13 protein-coding genes are annotated in these 15,935 nt (G+C 41.8%); 2 read left to right on the forward strand and 11 right to left on the reverse strand.

Features of this window, described 5'->3' with window-relative positions:
• Positions 1-20: 20 nt before the first annotated feature.
• Positions 21-1,784: an acyl-CoA dehydrogenase family protein gene (locus EAE92_RS05485; RefSeq protein WP_214067334.1), complete on the reverse strand. Its 1,764-nt coding sequence runs from the start codon at positions 1,782-1,784 to the stop codon at positions 21-23.
• A gap of 614 nt (positions 1,785-2,398) precedes the next feature.
• Between EAE92_RS05485 and EAE92_RS05490 the strand changes: the two genes are divergently transcribed.
• Positions 2,399-2,713, forward strand: a complete 315-nt coding sequence (locus EAE92_RS05490; protein WP_105399739.1) for a hypothetical protein — start codon at positions 2,399-2,401, stop codon at positions 2,711-2,713.
• Positions 2,714-2,868: 155 nt separating this feature from the next.
• Here the strand turns inward: EAE92_RS05490 and EAE92_RS05495 are convergent, their stop codons facing one another.
• From EAE92_RS05495 to EAE92_RS05515, 5 genes are all read right to left on the reverse strand, one after another.
• The gene (locus tag EAE92_RS05495; RefSeq protein ID WP_214067335.1) at positions 2,869-3,309 is read right to left on the reverse strand and encodes an OsmC family protein; all 441 of its coding nucleotides are present in this window, start codon (positions 3,307-3,309) and stop codon (positions 2,869-2,871) included.
• A 54-nt stretch (positions 3,310-3,363) separates the two neighbouring features.
• Positions 3,364-3,798, reverse strand: a complete 435-nt coding sequence (locus EAE92_RS05500) for a DUF29 domain-containing protein (RefSeq protein WP_110087183.1) — start codon at positions 3,796-3,798, stop codon at positions 3,364-3,366.
• Between the two features lie 91 nt (positions 3,799-3,889).
• Positions 3,890-5,098: a tyrosine transporter TyrP gene (gene tyrP / locus EAE92_RS05505; protein WP_214067336.1), complete on the reverse strand. Its 1,209-nt coding sequence runs from the start codon at positions 5,096-5,098 to the stop codon at positions 3,890-3,892.
• 45 nt (positions 5,099-5,143) lie between these two features.
• Complete coding sequence (locus EAE92_RS05510) at positions 5,144-7,063, reverse strand: pyridoxal phosphate-dependent decarboxylase family protein (RefSeq protein WP_214067337.1); 1,920 nt, start codon at positions 7,061-7,063, stop codon at positions 5,144-5,146.
• 453 nt (positions 7,064-7,516) lie between these two features.
• A complete protein-coding gene (locus tag EAE92_RS05515) occupies positions 7,517-8,533 on the reverse strand; it encodes an NAD(P)H-quinone oxidoreductase (protein ID WP_214067338.1) in 1,017 nt (338 codons plus the stop codon).
• 394 nt (positions 8,534-8,927) lie between these two features.
• On the opposite strand from EAE92_RS05515, the gene EAE92_RS05520 reads away from it, so the two are divergent.
• The gene (locus tag EAE92_RS05520; protein ID WP_214067339.1) at positions 8,928-9,611 is read left to right on the forward strand and encodes a hypothetical protein; all 684 of its coding nucleotides are present in this window, start codon (positions 8,928-8,930) and stop codon (positions 9,609-9,611) included.
• A 128-nt stretch (positions 9,612-9,739) separates the two neighbouring features.
• Here the strand turns inward: EAE92_RS05520 and EAE92_RS05525 are convergent, their stop codons facing one another.
• The 5 genes from EAE92_RS05525 to EAE92_RS05545 all read right to left on the reverse strand — a co-directional run bounded on the left by EAE92_RS05525 (position 9,740) and on the right by EAE92_RS05545 (position 15,703).
• Entirely contained in the window at positions 9,740-10,060 is a 321-nt protein-coding gene (locus tag EAE92_RS05525; RefSeq protein ID WP_246545024.1) for an SDR family NAD(P)-dependent oxidoreductase, read from the reverse strand.
• A gap of 270 nt (positions 10,061-10,330) precedes the next feature.
• Positions 10,331-11,827: a PhoPQ-activated pathogenicity-related family protein gene (locus EAE92_RS05530; protein WP_214067340.1), complete on the reverse strand. Its 1,497-nt coding sequence runs from the start codon at positions 11,825-11,827 to the stop codon at positions 10,331-10,333.
• 600 nt (positions 11,828-12,427) lie between these two features.
• Positions 12,428-13,966: an NAD(P)/FAD-dependent oxidoreductase gene (locus EAE92_RS05535; RefSeq protein ID WP_214067341.1), complete on the reverse strand. Its 1,539-nt coding sequence runs from the start codon at positions 13,964-13,966 to the stop codon at positions 12,428-12,430.
• Positions 13,967-14,023: 57 nt separating this feature from the next.
• Positions 14,024-14,392: a DUF805 domain-containing protein gene (locus EAE92_RS05540; RefSeq protein WP_214067342.1), complete on the reverse strand. Its 369-nt coding sequence runs from the start codon at positions 14,390-14,392 to the stop codon at positions 14,024-14,026.
• A 33-nt stretch (positions 14,393-14,425) separates the two neighbouring features.
• Positions 14,426-15,703 (reverse strand): 4-aminobutyrate--2-oxoglutarate transaminase, encoded by a 1,278-nt coding sequence (locus tag EAE92_RS05545; protein WP_214067343.1) that lies wholly within the window; start codon positions 15,701-15,703, stop codon positions 14,426-14,428.
• Positions 15,704-15,935: the final 232 nt, after the last annotated feature.

Genomic DNA, 15,935 nt, shown 5'->3' on the forward strand with positions numbered 1-15,935 from the left:
CATTTCGAGCTGTTTTATGATTAGTTGTTTTTTAACTGATGGTGATTATCTGCATACCAGGAGATATAATCATCACTTGATATTGGCGTCTCGACTCCAATTTTATCTACGCCAAAACTGGAAATATAATCATTTATTTTGTCTGCATGCTTACGTATATACTCAATGCGTCTCTCACCTATTTTTTGAGATTCCTGTAAATTGATTACTTCACTTCTCAGGAGGTTGCTCATGGTACGATGAGTCCAGTCGAGAAGATAACCTTCAATTATCATATAAAAATCATCATCCTTATTGTTGTGGTATGTATCAATAGTTGTCGTTACCACGGATAAAACGGCATATGTTTGGCTTAGTTCTAGAAAATCCCCACTATACTTATTAAGCATATCTAAGTTTATTTTTTTATTGTTACTCGTCATTAATCCATTTAGTTTTTTATATAAAAATTTCATATAATCATTTAAGATGGAAAATAGGTTATGCTGGAAAGATGCTTTGTTTATTTCTTTGATCTTATTGAGAATGATCATCCTTCCGGCTTTTAGTGATAATACAAGATTATCTCCTTCCGAAGTAATCGCACCAAAATTAGATATCAAATAATTGGATATTTTGTTAACAGTAAATAAGCCCTGTGCGCCACAGCGTTCACGGCAATTAATTAATATTTCTTGTGTACGCCATGTGCACAAGGACTTAGTAGTAATGATTTCAATAAGTAACTCATCCGGAAACTTAAAGTTTTTAACTGATTCTGATAATATAATTGAGACTTTTCTTGTTAACTCTTTTAAATATAACGCGTGAGTGATTGTGCTCAAAGTATCCCAGGCAACACCCTCTTTGAAATGGGAATAATTAATTATTGGCATAGTACCTGAATAGCCGAATGTTTGTCGTTTATTTCCATATGTACTCGTTATATGAAGAGCTGATTTGGCTCCTGTAACTGAGATCACTGCCATGCATAATTTCCCTGAATGTATTCTATTTGTAATTAACGAAAACCTTTCTGTTAATTCTTTAGTATGCAATGATATTTTACCCTCCCTAGTCAGGGTTATCATATTGCCAGCAAGGAGTCCTTCAAAAGGGACTTCGACATTATTAAATGAAGTTATTGCGTTATCTAAATAAAATCCTGGCTTATCGCCAAGTGGAGTAATTTTAACTCCAGGAGTTAATTTGCCATTTACGGACAGAGAGAGAATAAATGGGAAAATACCATATTTCCTTCCTGATACATTTAACTGAGCTAAAATTACAGCCACTTTGGGTAGTTCACAAGTTGTAGTATTAGGCATAAATTTATATGCATTTTGTCTAGGTGAATTCAATATGAATACGCCTTTTTCCGGGAGATAATTAGCTTGTGTTTCGATCGCGATGAGATTATTTCCGTGAGCCAGCTCAGTTGCCAGATATACTCCAATGGCACGACCTGAGCAAAGTTTTCGGTAAAGATCTTCCACATATGGAGTTTGTGCTCCTAAGTTAGCGATAGTGCCTATAGCTAAATTAAAATGAATTGATAGCATAGAAACTACAGCGCAGTCATGTGGGGCTACAAGTTCATGAAGAGCAACTAATTCATTAAATGATTTTGTAGGAATATTATTATTTTGAATATATTTAAGCAGCCCTATGAATTTTTTTATTGACGACGGGTGATTATCACAAGTGCTTTTAAGTATGACTAAAAGGTTATCAGATATTACCCTGTTTCCTATACCTAAATAAGACCTTAATTTTGATTCCGAATTGCACAATGATTTATTCATATAGATGAAGCCTTTCCTAGAATAATATGTATATTAGCTATTTAATAGTGTCATGGGATACATCAGAAATATATACCTCTAATTTAAAAAATTTTATTATATAAAAGTGACCTGTTAAAAATTTTCCTTCTTATAGCCCAGTAGAGAAAACCATATTAAAACATGTTTATCAAATAAATAATTTATCTTCGTTATCTCTTTAAAATAGGCGATTAATCATTTTATCTTCATCGTTAAAATGAACAGTTTGCTATAAGGTTAGATTTTTGTTGTTTTAATATAACCAGTTAGTGAATTGGTTATGAATCTTAGTGTTTGATGATTATAGTACCAGATGGTGGTAATCAGCTTGATAAAGAAATAACTTATCAATTATCAGAGAAAGAAAATTAATCTGCAACATAATACTGAATTTGACGATAAGAATTTTTACTTTTTTTGATAAAAACCACCATGTTGTTTTTATTAATTATTTATTTCAATGGAAAAACTTTTGGCATTATTTATCAGGAGAGTCACTTATTATATTAATATGAATTTGGTGCAAAGATTATTTTCATAATTTACACTGCAAAACGTCAGACCTTATTTATATTATTAATCAGGAGTAAATTATGAAAAAATTGATATCTATGTTATTTATTTTAATTGGTATGATTAGCGCCCCTGCATTCTCAGCGGAAACCAATAGTGGCATTGTTAAAGTCGCAGAAATTAAAGCTGATTGGGATAATCCTGCACATTATTTTTATACATTTAGCGGAAATTTAGCTGGTAACTGTGGGAGACCTGGTTATATTTGGTCAGGATCAAGCGCTGAAAACGTTAATAGGCTATTAAGTCAAGCTTATGCACAGGGTTTAAATATTAAAGTTGGTATAGAAAATGCGAGTTGTAATATAACTACAGTTTACGTTATTAAACAATAGTAATTGTTTCTTATGCCATTATTAATGGAAAAAAAAGATAGATAAACATTGATTTACCTAACTCTATAATAAAATCCTCTACTGCATCGTAGAGGATTTTTTAAATTAATTTAAACAACATTTTCTTTGTGAAATTATCTCAGTGTAACATCCATTTATTCACAATATATTTCAGTGACAAAACTTGGTGCATTCTCAATGGTGTCGTGAACCGGGCAGGTTCTATTAATAAAGTCGACAAAAGCATGAATTTCTTCTTCACTATTATCAGCTTTAATATGAAATTTTGTCACTATTTTAGAGAAACCTAATTTCGCTTGTTTATTTCTACCAGTGAAACCATCAGTATCAAGTTCACCTTCTAGATCAACGTGAATATCAATTAAGTTAATTTTGTGTAGTTTAGCAAAAGCCTTTGCTACGATACATTTACAAGCCCCGAGAGAACAAAGTAGAGCTTCAACTGGATTCATCCCCTGATCGGTGCCGCCTAAATTACGTGGTTCATCTAAATAAAAGGAGAAATCTCTTGATGTACATTCAACTTTCAATCCAGCTACAGATTTTACTGAGGTAGTAAATAGTTCTTTCGCCATGATCCAACTCCTTAAAATTAATATTAGTTTTTCACCGGGGCAAACAGAATTTTGCTAATCAGGATAAAACTCAGAGGACAGTATCTGGGACATACCCCAAATGCATACATCGGGAAACGCATCTAATCCGGTTTCGTTCATTGCTGAGGCGACGGCTTTAGACCAGACAACATCAACCCAGTCTGGATCATCTAACTTTGTCTTTAAACTAGGAGATTCTTTTAAACCATAAAGAATCTCTTTTCTTTGCGCTTTAATTGTTCTTTCCCAACTTGCTCCTCTATGGCTTGGTTGGTATTTCCATTTTAATAAGTGAGCAATTAATACTGCCATGCGGCTAGCCAACTCACGCTGTTCGCTCTTGCCCACGTCTTCGATCTCCTCAGCAATATTGGTTATATCAATCTCAGAGAATTTACCGGCACGTAATAACGCTGCCTGTTCATTTGCCCAAGCGACCACATCAGTTTCGTAACGGGTATGATTCATAATTGCCTCCGCTAATAGGTCTATTATGCTAGCAGTCTGTCAGAGAATACGCTTTAGGTCAAAAAAGAACTTATCTTCGATAACTCAGTATTCAGCCTACTGCCGGCAACATTCCACTTACGATGCCAATTTGGATTGCTATTACTGCAACACCGCAGGCAAATACCAGCAATAGTACGGGTTTACCACCAGGTACCCGATATCGACGTTCATTTTGTTGACGGGATTTATATGCCAGGAGGCTAGGTAATAATAACGCTAAAATTGACAGCGCGACCGCGGCATATCCCAACGCCATCACAAAACCTTTTGGGTAAAATAGCGCGAAAATCAATGGTGGAACGAAAGTCAGCAAACCAGTTTGTATACGCCCGGTTACATTATCTTTGCGTTTAAATAGATCACCTAGAAAATCAAACAGGCCAAGTGCGACACCGAGGAATGAGGTTGCGAGCGCTAGATTAGCAAACATTTGTACTGCGAGTTCAGTTTTCGGTGAAGCAACAACTTCACGAATGCTGTGTAATAAGCCATTCAACCCGGCGTTTTCAGCTAAGATATCGACAAACGTGTTGGAATTGATACTCCCTAATGTCGCCAATTGCCAGAAAATATAAGTAATTAACGGAATTGCACTGCCGATAATAAACACCCAACGGAGCCGACGTACATCGCCGTTCATATATTTCACAATACTGGGAACACTGCCGTGAAAACCAAACGATGTGAATATCACCGGAATTGAAGATAATATTAACCCTTGTTCTAATGGTAGTGTCAGTAGGTTAACATGCTGAACATGCGGCATCATCAGCCCCAACATCAATACCAGGAAAATAATTTTTGCACTGAAAATAACTCGGTTAACCATATCTACTGAACTGGTGCCAATGCAAACGATTCCTCCGGCAATTACCGTAAACAGAATAACGCCCACGGAAGCAGGAAGGGACAAATTAAGCCATTTATTGAGGCTGACTGTCAGTAATTCCCCGGCACCACTAATATAGGCTGATGTTAACGCATACATCAGAAACATCATGCTGAAACCCGTTAATATTTTGCCGCCGCTGCCAAGATAACGTTGAGCAAGTGTCCCTAATCCCGTATCAGGAGACTCATATTGATAAGCTTCAACCAGTAATAATGCGGTGTAACTCATCAAAACCCACAAGCCAACCAACATAATCAAACTTACACCAAATCCTACACCGGCGGTGGCTAATGGCATGGCTAACATACCAGCACCGATGGTGGTTCCGGCGATAATAAAAGTACTGCCAAAAGTACGGTTTTTCACGTTTTTTTCCCTTCGAATTAACAACAAATATTTAATAATAGAAAATCAGGCCACTTTCTTTTTTTCTTCTTCATCAACAATCTGAGTCAGTTTGTGAATAAAAATTTTCTGGAGCCTTTCCCAATACTCGTCAAAATCGTCAGCATTACGTAAACAATGAGTCATCACAGCAGCACGTAGGACATATAAACTGTGGACTTTCTGCCATTCTTCTTGGTCAAAACCGCAACTTTCAACGTAATACCAAGGCGTATCACCATACTCTCCATAACCAAGGGAGGTGGAAGAAGTCAAAAAATCATTGGTATAACTACGTCCAGAAGTATATGAACAAAGCTCGTACATCCGTTTATTAAGACGGTTGTGGTGACTTAAATCATTATTTCCTTGCTCTTTAAAAGTGAAATTGACCATATGGAAATCAGGATTCGGCATGGTATGAATTTCAAACCGGCGTTTGCCAACAACCAATGGTTCTGTAGTTAAAAGTTTTTTAATCATCCAATTAGCCGTCACAATACCGGCGGCAATCACTTTTCCGTAACCACTGATATTAAGTGGAACCAATCGGTGCGCGGCCCAAATGGCAGCGGCGATAGCTCCGGCTTTAGATCCCTCCATAATCGAGGCGCCGAGTACGACATGCCGGTCAATGGCTTGCTCTGGTTGAGTATCAACATCTTCGAAAACATAAGCCGCCCGGTAGGAAATTAAGTCAACAATACGCTTATCTTTCATACATACCGCACCGGCGGCATATTGAATAAATCCAACTTTGTGAGGATCTACGGTGATTGAATCAGCCTGACACATGGCCCGGAAGCTTTGGTAAATTTCAGGTTTAGGCCAAATAATATCTTCGGGAATAATCGCCAATTCACGATAACGACGGATAAGTTCATCATATTCCATAAACTCTCCCTGTTCGTTAAGGAACATTGCGCTGGCATAACCTGCATAAGCAGCATCAATATGCACATAAAATGAGACGCCATAACGCTCCTCACACTCTTTGCGCAACGCAATAACTTCATCAACTCGGTCAATGGCTCCCACTTCCGTCGTTCCAACTACAGTTACCATAGCCAGAATAGGCTCCCCCTGCTCTATCAGACCGAATGTAATTTCACGCATTTTTTCAACATCGGTACGATAATTCGCATCGACCGGCAATGGCACGATATGCTGTTGACCGATTCCCAGAACATCCATTGCTTTCATCCATGAATAATGTTTCGACTGTGGAACCAGGACTTTGCCAAACATCCCCTGCTTTATCCCGGCGCCACGGCAAGAAAGTTCACGAACTTCTTCGAAAATGCCACGTTTTTTTAATTCATCCGTCAAATCCAGAATATCTGATGGCGACATATTCAACAGTTGTTGTTCTGATTTATTTGCGACCAGATCGCCGGATTGTGGATGTTGTGCAATGGCAAGAGGCATGGTTTTTAAATTACGCGCAACCCATAACCCTTCATAATTGGCGACGGTTCCTCCTGATGTAATATGTCCCCAGGCTCGGCGAGGGTCGTAACCAAACATCCGGCATAGATCCAGCCCCGCTTCAATTTCTAGCTCCGTTGTTGTCGGTGATGACTCGTGGGCGCAATTGTTCGGGTTGTACATCATCGCCATGACATAAGCGAGATTGGAAACCATCAGGGTGTCGGCATTCATATGCCCCATATAGCGAGGAGAAAACCAGGGAATAGAGGTGTTTTTCAGCTTAGCGGATAACTGGTTTAGAATACCCTCTGTCCTATAAAGCGTTTCCCTATAATCAGGTGCATAACGATCAACCGAGGTGACTAAGGCGGGATCTTCTGGGTGAAAATCAGAGCGCCAGTGCATGTGCTCACTTACGGCATATTCCATCATTTCTCTAAAAAAAACCGTATTTTCTGATTTAGGGCCTAAAAACAACGCATCAATGTTTAAGTGCGAAGTAAACTGCTTGGTCATAATTATATTACCCTTTCAACTAACAAAAACGGCTGTCAACAACAGAGAGATTCTGAAATTCTTTACTTATTAATGAAATCACTATCATTCTCTGATGGTCAGACAGAAAATTATATGCCACCTAACTTACCAATAGCTGGTAATACCTCATAATTATAGATATTCAGAAAAATCTATCAGGTGGAATAGATTGATCATTAACATATCTATAAACGATCATTTGTTAATAGATATAGACTATATTTGTTAAAATATTAACAATGACATTGAATATAAATTCTGATTTTGTGCGCGAGGACAAAGAACGAATAAAAACAAATCAAAAAACAGAGGAAGATAGGGGATTATTTGTTGTTAACCTTATTAATTATAAGGATTTTTTAACGTGAAGTGGTTAGCAGATAGAATACAGGGCTACAAATTAAAATAGCCCTGATTTAAGCAAAAGTACTATTAAGATGATACATTTACCAACATAACCTTGCCGATAACATCACCGGCTTCCATCATTCGATGTGCATCAGCAGCATCTTTTAGATCAAAAACTTTACAAATTAATGGGCTGACTTTTCCTGATTTCAATAATGGCCAGACATGTTTTTCCAATTCCCGAGCTATCTCTGCTTTTTCCTCTACACTGCGAGAACGTAATGTAGAACCCGTGTGAGTCAGACGTTTTAGCATTAAGGGCATCAGATTAAGATTTTCAGGGCTTCCTTTCATCATGCCAATCTGAATAATTCTCCCGAATTTAGCAGCAACCTTATAGTTTTTATTGACATAATCACCGCCGATTAAGTCAACAACCATATCAACGCCATGATTACCCGTGATTTTCAATACCCGATCAACGAAATCTTCTTTACGGTAATTAATAACAAAGTCAGCGCCTAAACTGTGTGCGACTTTAGCTTTCTCATCAGAGCCGACGGTAGCAATGACTCTGGCGCCAAAGGCTTTTGCTAACATAATAGTGACGCTGCCTATCCCAGAAGTACCACCGTGAATCAGCAAATTTTCTCCTTGTTTCAACTTGCCAGTCTGAAAAACATTAGCCCAGACGGTAAAAAAGTTTTCTGGCAATGCGGCTGCCTGAACAAAATCCAAACCATAGATGGGTAAGGCAACGGAGTCATGTACCAGGCAATATTCGGCATAACCGCCGCCGGCAACAAGAGCGCAAACTTTATCGCCAAGATTCCAGCGTTCACAACCTTCACCTTTGGCAACCACCTCTCCTGCAATCTCCAAACCCGGCAATGGCGATGCATCCGGTGGTGGTGGATAGGACCCCATTCTCTGAAATATATCAGGCCGATTAACACCCGCCGCAGCCACTTTTACTAATAAGTAGCCTTTTCCTGGCCGTGGTAACGGAACCTGAACCAGATGCAATTTCTCCGGGCCTCCGGGCTTAATGATACTGATCGCTAACATATATTGGGGCAATGAATTAATTTGGCTATGCATATATACCTCTTATTTCTTTTGACGATCCTTTTTATGAATTTAGTCTAAGTTTAGATGATAATATTATTTATTCTGATTTGTGGAAAGAGTGCTGAGGAATAATGCAAGAATCTCTGTTATGTACTAAGGCGTTTGGCTGAAATTCCTTCACGAATGACTAAGACCATAGGCGCCAAAAAGCGGCAGGATGAAAATTGAGTAACAAGACGGTATCACCGACCTTGTGGTCTTCATTTCCAGTGAACATAACAGTTTTCACTGCGTTGATTCTAATATACCTATCTGTTATTAATCAATTCTTAGTACATGCAAAAAGAAACTGGTGACAGAACTTCCACATACTACCATTTCATGTATGCTGATTCTTTGAAATGACAAAATAGTTGAGGTAGCTATGGGAACAACAGCAAAACAACCCAATGACCCGACAGTAAAACCGAAAAGCGGATTTGATCCGTCTGAATTGGTCAAAGCACGCATCATCAATCTTGCTGATCATTTTATTAATGTGCTTAAAAACAAAGATTCAGAGAGTATTTCCCTATTGTTAACCCTGTCTGATGATGAATTTTGGACAGAAGTCAAAGGACGAGCCAACTATATTGAAATAGTGTCGAATATCACACCGGAAAAGAAAGAACACGAGGAATTTATCGAAACGAGAAACGCTTTTCTGGCCCATCTTGGGGAATACGGTGGCGTTTATAAGTCCAGTAAGGTTGCTGATATATTAGGAGTAACCCGCCCGACAGTAAATAAATATGGTGAAAATCATAAACTCATTGTATTAAATTGGGGAGTAGAGAATTTATATCCTGTATTCCAGTTTTCGATAAATAAAAAAACGAGCAATAAAGGGTACTTAAAAGGTGTTCCAGAAATATTGGCTAATTTAGGCCCAGTCAGTGGCGTGAAAAAGTGTAATTTTTTCATCCGTAAAATCAAAGCACTTAATTTTGGCATCGATCTGGCTGAATACTCGACGGTTCTGGATATCCTCAGAAATGGCGCCTCCAATGATGACATCGCTCAATTGGTAAGGCTGGCGAAAATATTCGGTTCTGTAGATTCTATGTAAAGAATTCCAGTATGTAATTGAAAACAGCCATTTAACCCTACTCTCCTTCGAAATATATCAACTGCCAAAAAGTGCTTGTTCTCACAGTACTACCGTTTGTCCGCCATCCACTAGCAGTGATACGCCGGTTACAAACGATGCGAGATCCGATCTAATGCAATTCCGGCATTGCAAGCCATCAAATCAACACCGCCGAACGGTGTCGCGACGTCGACTAATGTATCCATCTCGCTCCGCGAAGTGACATCACATCGGTGGAATATGGCTTTTGTACCAAGCGAATGAAGACGCTGGAGCACCGGCGCACCACCCTCTCGGGGTTGATCCGTGATGTCGCCAATAATTACGGTTGCTGCGCCATGACGCGCCGCGGCTAAAGCAATACCGGCTCCGATGCCGCTTGCGCCGCCAGTGACAATGACAACCTTACCTTCTAGCATACGGTCCATTTGATGTTCCTTATTGTATCGCGCTATCACAGGCGCTATTTGAGATATTTATTGATCCAGTGAAACACAGAATACCTATAAAGAATTACTCCAGAAGTGCTTATATAAGGTATATCGGTGAGGTAATGTTGATTTTATGAATTATGTCCCATTTTTCCTAAATGTTTGACATATTCAGACCTCCGGTTACCGTCAGAAAATACCGGAGGTCCAATGTTTCGCAAATAGTTTATTTCATAAATAGTTTATTCAGACTTTATCATTATTATCTTATTTCGAGCCTAGCCCGCGACCTGGCAATGTTTGGCATGTTGACCCACTTGATAAAGGCGCGACTACTGGATATTTGTCATCAGGGGTAATGTAAACTCGCGTTGTCGCCACATATCCATCACTGAAAGTTGCTTCAATATAAGTCGCTTCCCATCCCATGTTTGGAGAACCTAACGAAATTTCAACTTGTTGCAGTGTATTAATATCGAGTGGTGATGCTTTATATCGGATACCACATGCATAACGAAAATCTCGTGATATTGGATTGGCAGCAGTCCAACGTATCACTTTTTCAGGTTTTTCTGAAAAGTTGACGGTTAATATTTGCGAATTATGCTGTACATGCAGAGTTGTATTAAGCTTTGGCAAAGGAATAGATTGCTGTAACCGATTAATAAATGTAATTAATGACTGTTCAGTAAAGTTCAGAATACCACGATGATCAGAATTGGGAGCTACTCGTAAAGATTTGTCTCCAGGCAGAATATCATAATAGAGTCTTGCATTATCAGGCGCGAAATAATCATCCCCACTGGCATTGACGATGTATTTAGGAATGGCAAGCCGAGACTCATAAATTGATCCCAAATATTGCAGAGGATCTTCTATCTGCATTAATTTAGCAAATGCAGGCGTATTGACTTTTTCATCGACATGTTCCTGATAATACGGATAAAAAGCAATCGGCCAGTTTTTTCCGTAAGATTCATATACATGTTTAAATGCTGCATGTGTGTTAAGTATGTCGATAATAAAAGGCACAATTGCATCAACCCGTGTATCTGCTATTGCCGATAACCAGGTTGTCCAGCCTCGTTTCGAGGCGCCAGAAACAATAAAGTTATTAATATTCCACGGTGTTAATTCCCGCTGTGCCAAAGTCATTGCTTGAGAAACAGAAGTCGCCATAGGAATATGCAAAGGTATCAACGACAGCTGCTTTGGCTCGTTCATGAATAATGTCCAACTGTGAGCAATGCTATCATCTTCTTTTCGGGGTGTTCCATCGTCCCGGTACATGAGATATTGATTAGGAATATTACTGATCGAGATAATTATCGTATTTGTTGCCCGCGCAATAGTCGCCAAGGTTGTCACGCTGAAATCTGTCGGCAAAATTGGCGCCTCAGATCCACTATTATAGTTAGTTCCATTATTCACAACGACAAGTGCACGTGGTGAAAGCGGATGATCAGGAATAAATATATCAACATTGTGTTGCCATTTTGCAGGTAGAATAACGTTTCCTGGAGACCAGAATTGTGATGTTAATTGATAGTGACGTAGTTCAATCTGAGGTAATTTTTCTTTACTTAAAAGCGAATATTTAAGGGGCTGGACTGCTAATTCCTCTCGATAGCAGGGAAGTACATTGGCGAAATTGATATCAGCCTCATTAGAGCATAGTGATTGTTTTGTATTAGATTGGGCATAACTATTAATAGACGCTAATAACCACAGGGTAATAATTATTTTTTTGAAGAAACCAGACATTAATTCATCCTTAATATATAGATAATTGAATAATATAGTTGGACAACTTTACCAATATGATAATTTAAAATCATAAACCTTAATATTGTAAATAATGTATTTCTCTCCAGCAAACCTGACTTCAATTTCAACCAAATCATCTAAAATAAAGTGATGGAAAACTTTTACACTAAGCCATTTTCATTTAAATTGGCGATGCCATCAAATGGTCTGCTATCTTTTATCTCTGCAAGATATTGATTATTCTTTTTAATAACATATTGATATGGCGTGTACTAATCACGATCAATGGTGAATTCAAGCTGACTTTTACTTAATGACCTCCAGCCAGTATCCCGGTAAAAAAAGGTCATGCTCGTTTATTATGGTATCCGAATATTAAATTTTAACGGTTGGGTTTCCCTCTTCCTTGAGAGTTTAAAGGCACCATAAATGGTTTATACCCTATGGATTTCAAGATGCATCGCGACGGCAAGGGAGCGAATCCCCGGGAGCATAGGTAACTATGTGACCGGGGTGAGCGAGTGCAGCCAACAAAGAGGCAACTTGAAAGATGACGGGTATATATTCTCTCTGTAATAGGGGTCAGACCCTGAATGTTCAAAACGAAACCATATCTGCCGGATTAAGCGTGCTGATCACACCCAGAATACCCTTAGCCAACGGAATAGCTACCGGAGAGAGATAGGAACCCAGCGGGATACTCGCGTGGTCAATGCGGGTAAGCATGGTAAAGTCGTCGTTGCGTCCGGTAAGATCGTCGCTGATAGCTTTACCAATGCGCACCGTTTGCGCTACTCCATGACCATTCCAGCCATGTACCATATACACGGGTACTCTGTCGTCGCTCTTGCGGGCATCGGTGGCGCCGTTCAGGGTCAGATCGCTGATCCCGCCCCAAGAATATTCTAGTTCGGCTTTTTCCAACTGCGGGAACACGGTTCTGATACGCTTAAGCAGATAATTGTTCACATCACGCGGCGACCAGGAATTGCCAGTACCCTGTCCACCGAACAGCAGGCGGTTGTTGCGTACCGCACGATAGTAGTCGACCTGTAACTGTGTATCGTAGACTGGCAAATCTGACGGGATCAGCTCTTTGACATCCACTGGCAACGGAGGAGTTACCGCCACGTAGGAGAAAAAAGGCATCGTGGTGGAAAGGCCGGAGATAAACTCCCCCGTGGAGGCATGCACACCCAACACCACGGCTTTACTTGCCCTGATAATCCCCCGCTCAGTTTCTACGACTGTGCCGCCAGTATCCTGCCTGATGCCCTTCACTTTCGTGCTGTCATAGATTCGCCCACCCAGTCTGGCGAAACCATAAACCAAGCCACGCAATAGCGCCAGAGGTTGGACCTGCCCACCGATACTGTCGATATTCGCTCCGTGGTAGATGTCCGAACGCACATATTTTTCCTGTAGTTCGTGCGGTCCGATAACCCTCATCGCCGTATCTCCCAACTGGCGCCGGGCATCGGCATTAGCCACCAGCGGCCCCATGTGGCCTGCGTGCACCGCAACAGTGATATGACCATATTTGCGGTCACATTCGAAACTATAACGCTCACGGAGTTCATCCACGAGATTCATCGCTTCAACAGATGCAAAACGCCATAAGCGTTTAGCCTCATCGAATGAAAGTTTTTCCAGTATGGTTTTAGCTTCCCAGCGTGCGAGCCCAGGGGTTATCTGTCCCCCGTTGCGGCCAGAAGCTCCTGAACCAATGTTATCCTTTTCAACCAGAATCACGTCCACTCCCGCTTCAGCAAGATGTAATGCCGTGGAAGCGCCCAGCAACCCACCGCCGATAACCACAACCTCGCAGTTCTGGTCTCCAGGCAGACTTCCAAAAGCCGGACAGTCAGCCAAAGAAGCTTCATAATAGTTGGCTGGCATGGCGTCAGCAGCATCTTTATGCCAGCTCCAGATACGCGAATCCAGCCCCAACCGGCTGACTCTATGCTGCGCATCCTCCAACAGTGTTGGTCGTAGCTTATCAATATTGACGGCCAGATCATCGGCCGTAGTTAAGGTCCGGGCGAGCAGGGATAAGTTGGGAAGTACGGATGAAAGCACTCCCGCCCCCGCGAGCGTCGCGACGGTAGAGATAAAGTCTCTTCTATTCATTGTCATTTCAACACTCCTGTCATGATTTTGAAATCACCCGCTGGCCTGGTCTGGAGAGTTTCTCTATGAGTGAGTCCGGCTATCCGAGCTGTATTTATTGCTGCCCGAGTTCCCTTTCAGACCGGCGAGAATCAGCAGGATAACAGTGCCGATAAACGGTATGAGATGCAGCAGTAACCACCAAGCGCTACAGTTGATGTCGTGCAGGCGGCGGGCATTCACTGCTAGCGTGGGCAAAAGCGTGAGCAGCAGATAGACAGCGCTGAACCAGCCCATATAAACCTCAGGATTGGCAACGGCAAAGTAGCGCTCAAGGAAAGAGATAATAAATACAGCCAAGATCTGGAACAGAACAAAATACCAGAACTCCTTACGCCTGGCTCGCCCCTTGAAGCATGCATAGTTCTTTAATACATTTAAATACCAGTGCATTGTTATCCCCTCTTGTGATGCAGCAGATTCTATCTACTGTTCAGCCAGATCGAGCAGTACAGACTCCAGAATGTTGAGCGCTTCATTAAAAACGTTATTTTGTATGGTCAGTGGCGGAAGGAAACGGATCACGTTGCCGTGTACACCGCATGTCAGCAGGATCAGACCACGCTCCAGCGCTTTCTGACGTACCGCGTTGGTAAAGCTGGCATTGGGTTCCTGACTGTCCGCATGGTTAAATTCCACCGCAATCATCAGCCCTAGCCCACGTACATCGGCGATCTGCGGGACACGTGGTCGCAGTTCATGCAGACGCTGTTTCAGCTGGTCTCCCAACTGCGTCGCTCGCGCATTCAACTTTTCTTCTTCGATCACATCCAGCACCGCATGGGCGGCCGCAATCGCCACCGGGTTGCCGCCATAAGTTCCCCCCAGACCACCAGGCACTACAGCGTCCATCAACTCGGCACGTCCCGTTACAGCTGCCAGCGGCAAACCGCCCGCCAGACTTTTCGCCATAGTGGTCAGATCGGCAACCACCTCATGATGCTCCATAGCAAACAGTTTGCCCGTACGCGCGAAACCGGTCTGGATCTCATCGGCGATAAGTACAATGCCGTGGTAATCGGCAATCTCACGCAGAGCTTTAAGCAGTTCGGGAGGCGCCGGATAGAAACCGCCTTCGCCCTGTACCGGTTCGATGATGATGGCAGCGACGCGTGTTGGCTCAATGTCGGTTTTAAAGAGATTTTCCAGCGCATTCAGCGTTTGTTCCACACTAATGCCATGCAGCCCGATCGGAAACGGAATACGGTAAACGTCGCTAACCAACGGGCCGAACCCCATTTTGTACGGTGCAACTTTGCCGGTTAATGACATACCGAGGAAGGTACGGCCGTGGAAAGCGCCGCTGAAAGCGACCACGCCGCTGCGACCGGTAGCGGCACGTGCGATCTTCACGGCATTTTCCACCGCCTCGGCCCCGGTAGTGACAAAGACGGTTTTCTTCGCAAAATTACCGGGCGCCAGGCGGTTCAGACGTTCGGCCAGCGCCACATAATTTTCGTAGGGCGCTACCTGATGACAAGTGTGGGTAAACTGTTCCATTTGTTCTTTGGCGGCCGCGATGACGCGCGGATGGCGGTGGCCGGTGTTCACCACGGCGATACCGGCGGCAAAATCGATGTAACGTTGTCCCTGAACGTCCCAAATTTCAGCATTTTCCGCACGCTCCACATAAACTTGTGTGGCCACGCTCACGCCTTTTGCAATAGCCTCGCTGTGTCTTTTGGCTAATATAGATCCAGTCATAAATGAAAACTCCTCAGCAATCTGAAATAAGCGAGCTTCAACAGACAGACGCGCGATGCGATATAGCGCCCAGAGCTGGTAGAAGTAACTGATCCAGCGTCAAAGCTAGCATATCCGCCGCCGCATCCAACGATGATGAAGCGGGCTATTGTAATCGTGTAGGTTCCGTTGCCGACATAATCCACAGAGGGACCGTCGATGAGCGTATATCTGCCTGTGTATGGGCATCCGG

This window comes from Photorhabdus hainanensis, from assembly GCF_018448965.1.
Classification (GTDB): domain Bacteria; phylum Pseudomonadota; class Gammaproteobacteria; order Enterobacterales; family Enterobacteriaceae; genus Photorhabdus; species Photorhabdus akhurstii.

Bases quoted from the DNA above. Each gene is read 5' to 3' on its own strand.
- EAE92_RS05485 (WP_214067334.1), bottom strand. From the start codon at position 1,784: ATGAATAAATCATTGTGCAATTCGGAATCAAAATTAAGGTCTTATTTA.
- EAE92_RS05490 (WP_105399739.1), top strand. From the start codon at position 2,399: ATGAAAAAATTGATATCTATGTTATTTATTTTAATTGGTATGATTAGC.
- EAE92_RS05495 (WP_214067335.1), bottom strand. From the start codon at position 3,309: ATGGCGAAAGAACTATTTACTACCTCAGTAAAATCTGTAGCTGGATTG.
- EAE92_RS05500 (WP_110087183.1), bottom strand. From the start codon at position 3,798: ATGAATCATACCCGTTACGAAACTGATGTGGTCGCTTGGGCAAATGAA.
- EAE92_RS05510 (WP_214067337.1), bottom strand. From the start codon at position 7,063: ATGACCAAGCAGTTTACTTCGCACTTAAACATTGATGCGTTGTTTTTA.
- EAE92_RS05515 (WP_214067338.1), bottom strand. From the start codon at position 8,533: ATGCATAGCCAAATTAATTCATTGCCCCAATATATGTTAGCGATCAGT.
- EAE92_RS05520 (WP_214067339.1), top strand. From the start codon at position 8,928: ATGGGAACAACAGCAAAACAACCCAATGACCCGACAGTAAAACCGAAA.
- EAE92_RS05525 (WP_246545024.1), bottom strand. From the start codon at position 10,060: ATGGACCGTATGCTAGAAGGTAAGGTTGTCATTGTCACTGGCGGCGCA.
- EAE92_RS05530 (WP_214067340.1), bottom strand. From the start codon at position 11,827: ATGTCTGGTTTCTTCAAAAAAATAATTATTACCCTGTGGTTATTAGCG.
- EAE92_RS05535 (WP_214067341.1), bottom strand. From the start codon at position 13,966: ATGACAATGAATAGAAGAGACTTTATCTCTACCGTCGCGACGCTCGCG.
- EAE92_RS05540 (WP_214067342.1), bottom strand. From the start codon at position 14,392: ATGCACTGGTATTTAAATGTATTAAAGAACTATGCATGCTTCAAGGGG.
- EAE92_RS05545 (WP_214067343.1), bottom strand. From the start codon at position 15,703: ATGACTGGATCTATATTAGCCAAAAGACACAGCGAGGCTATTGCAAAA.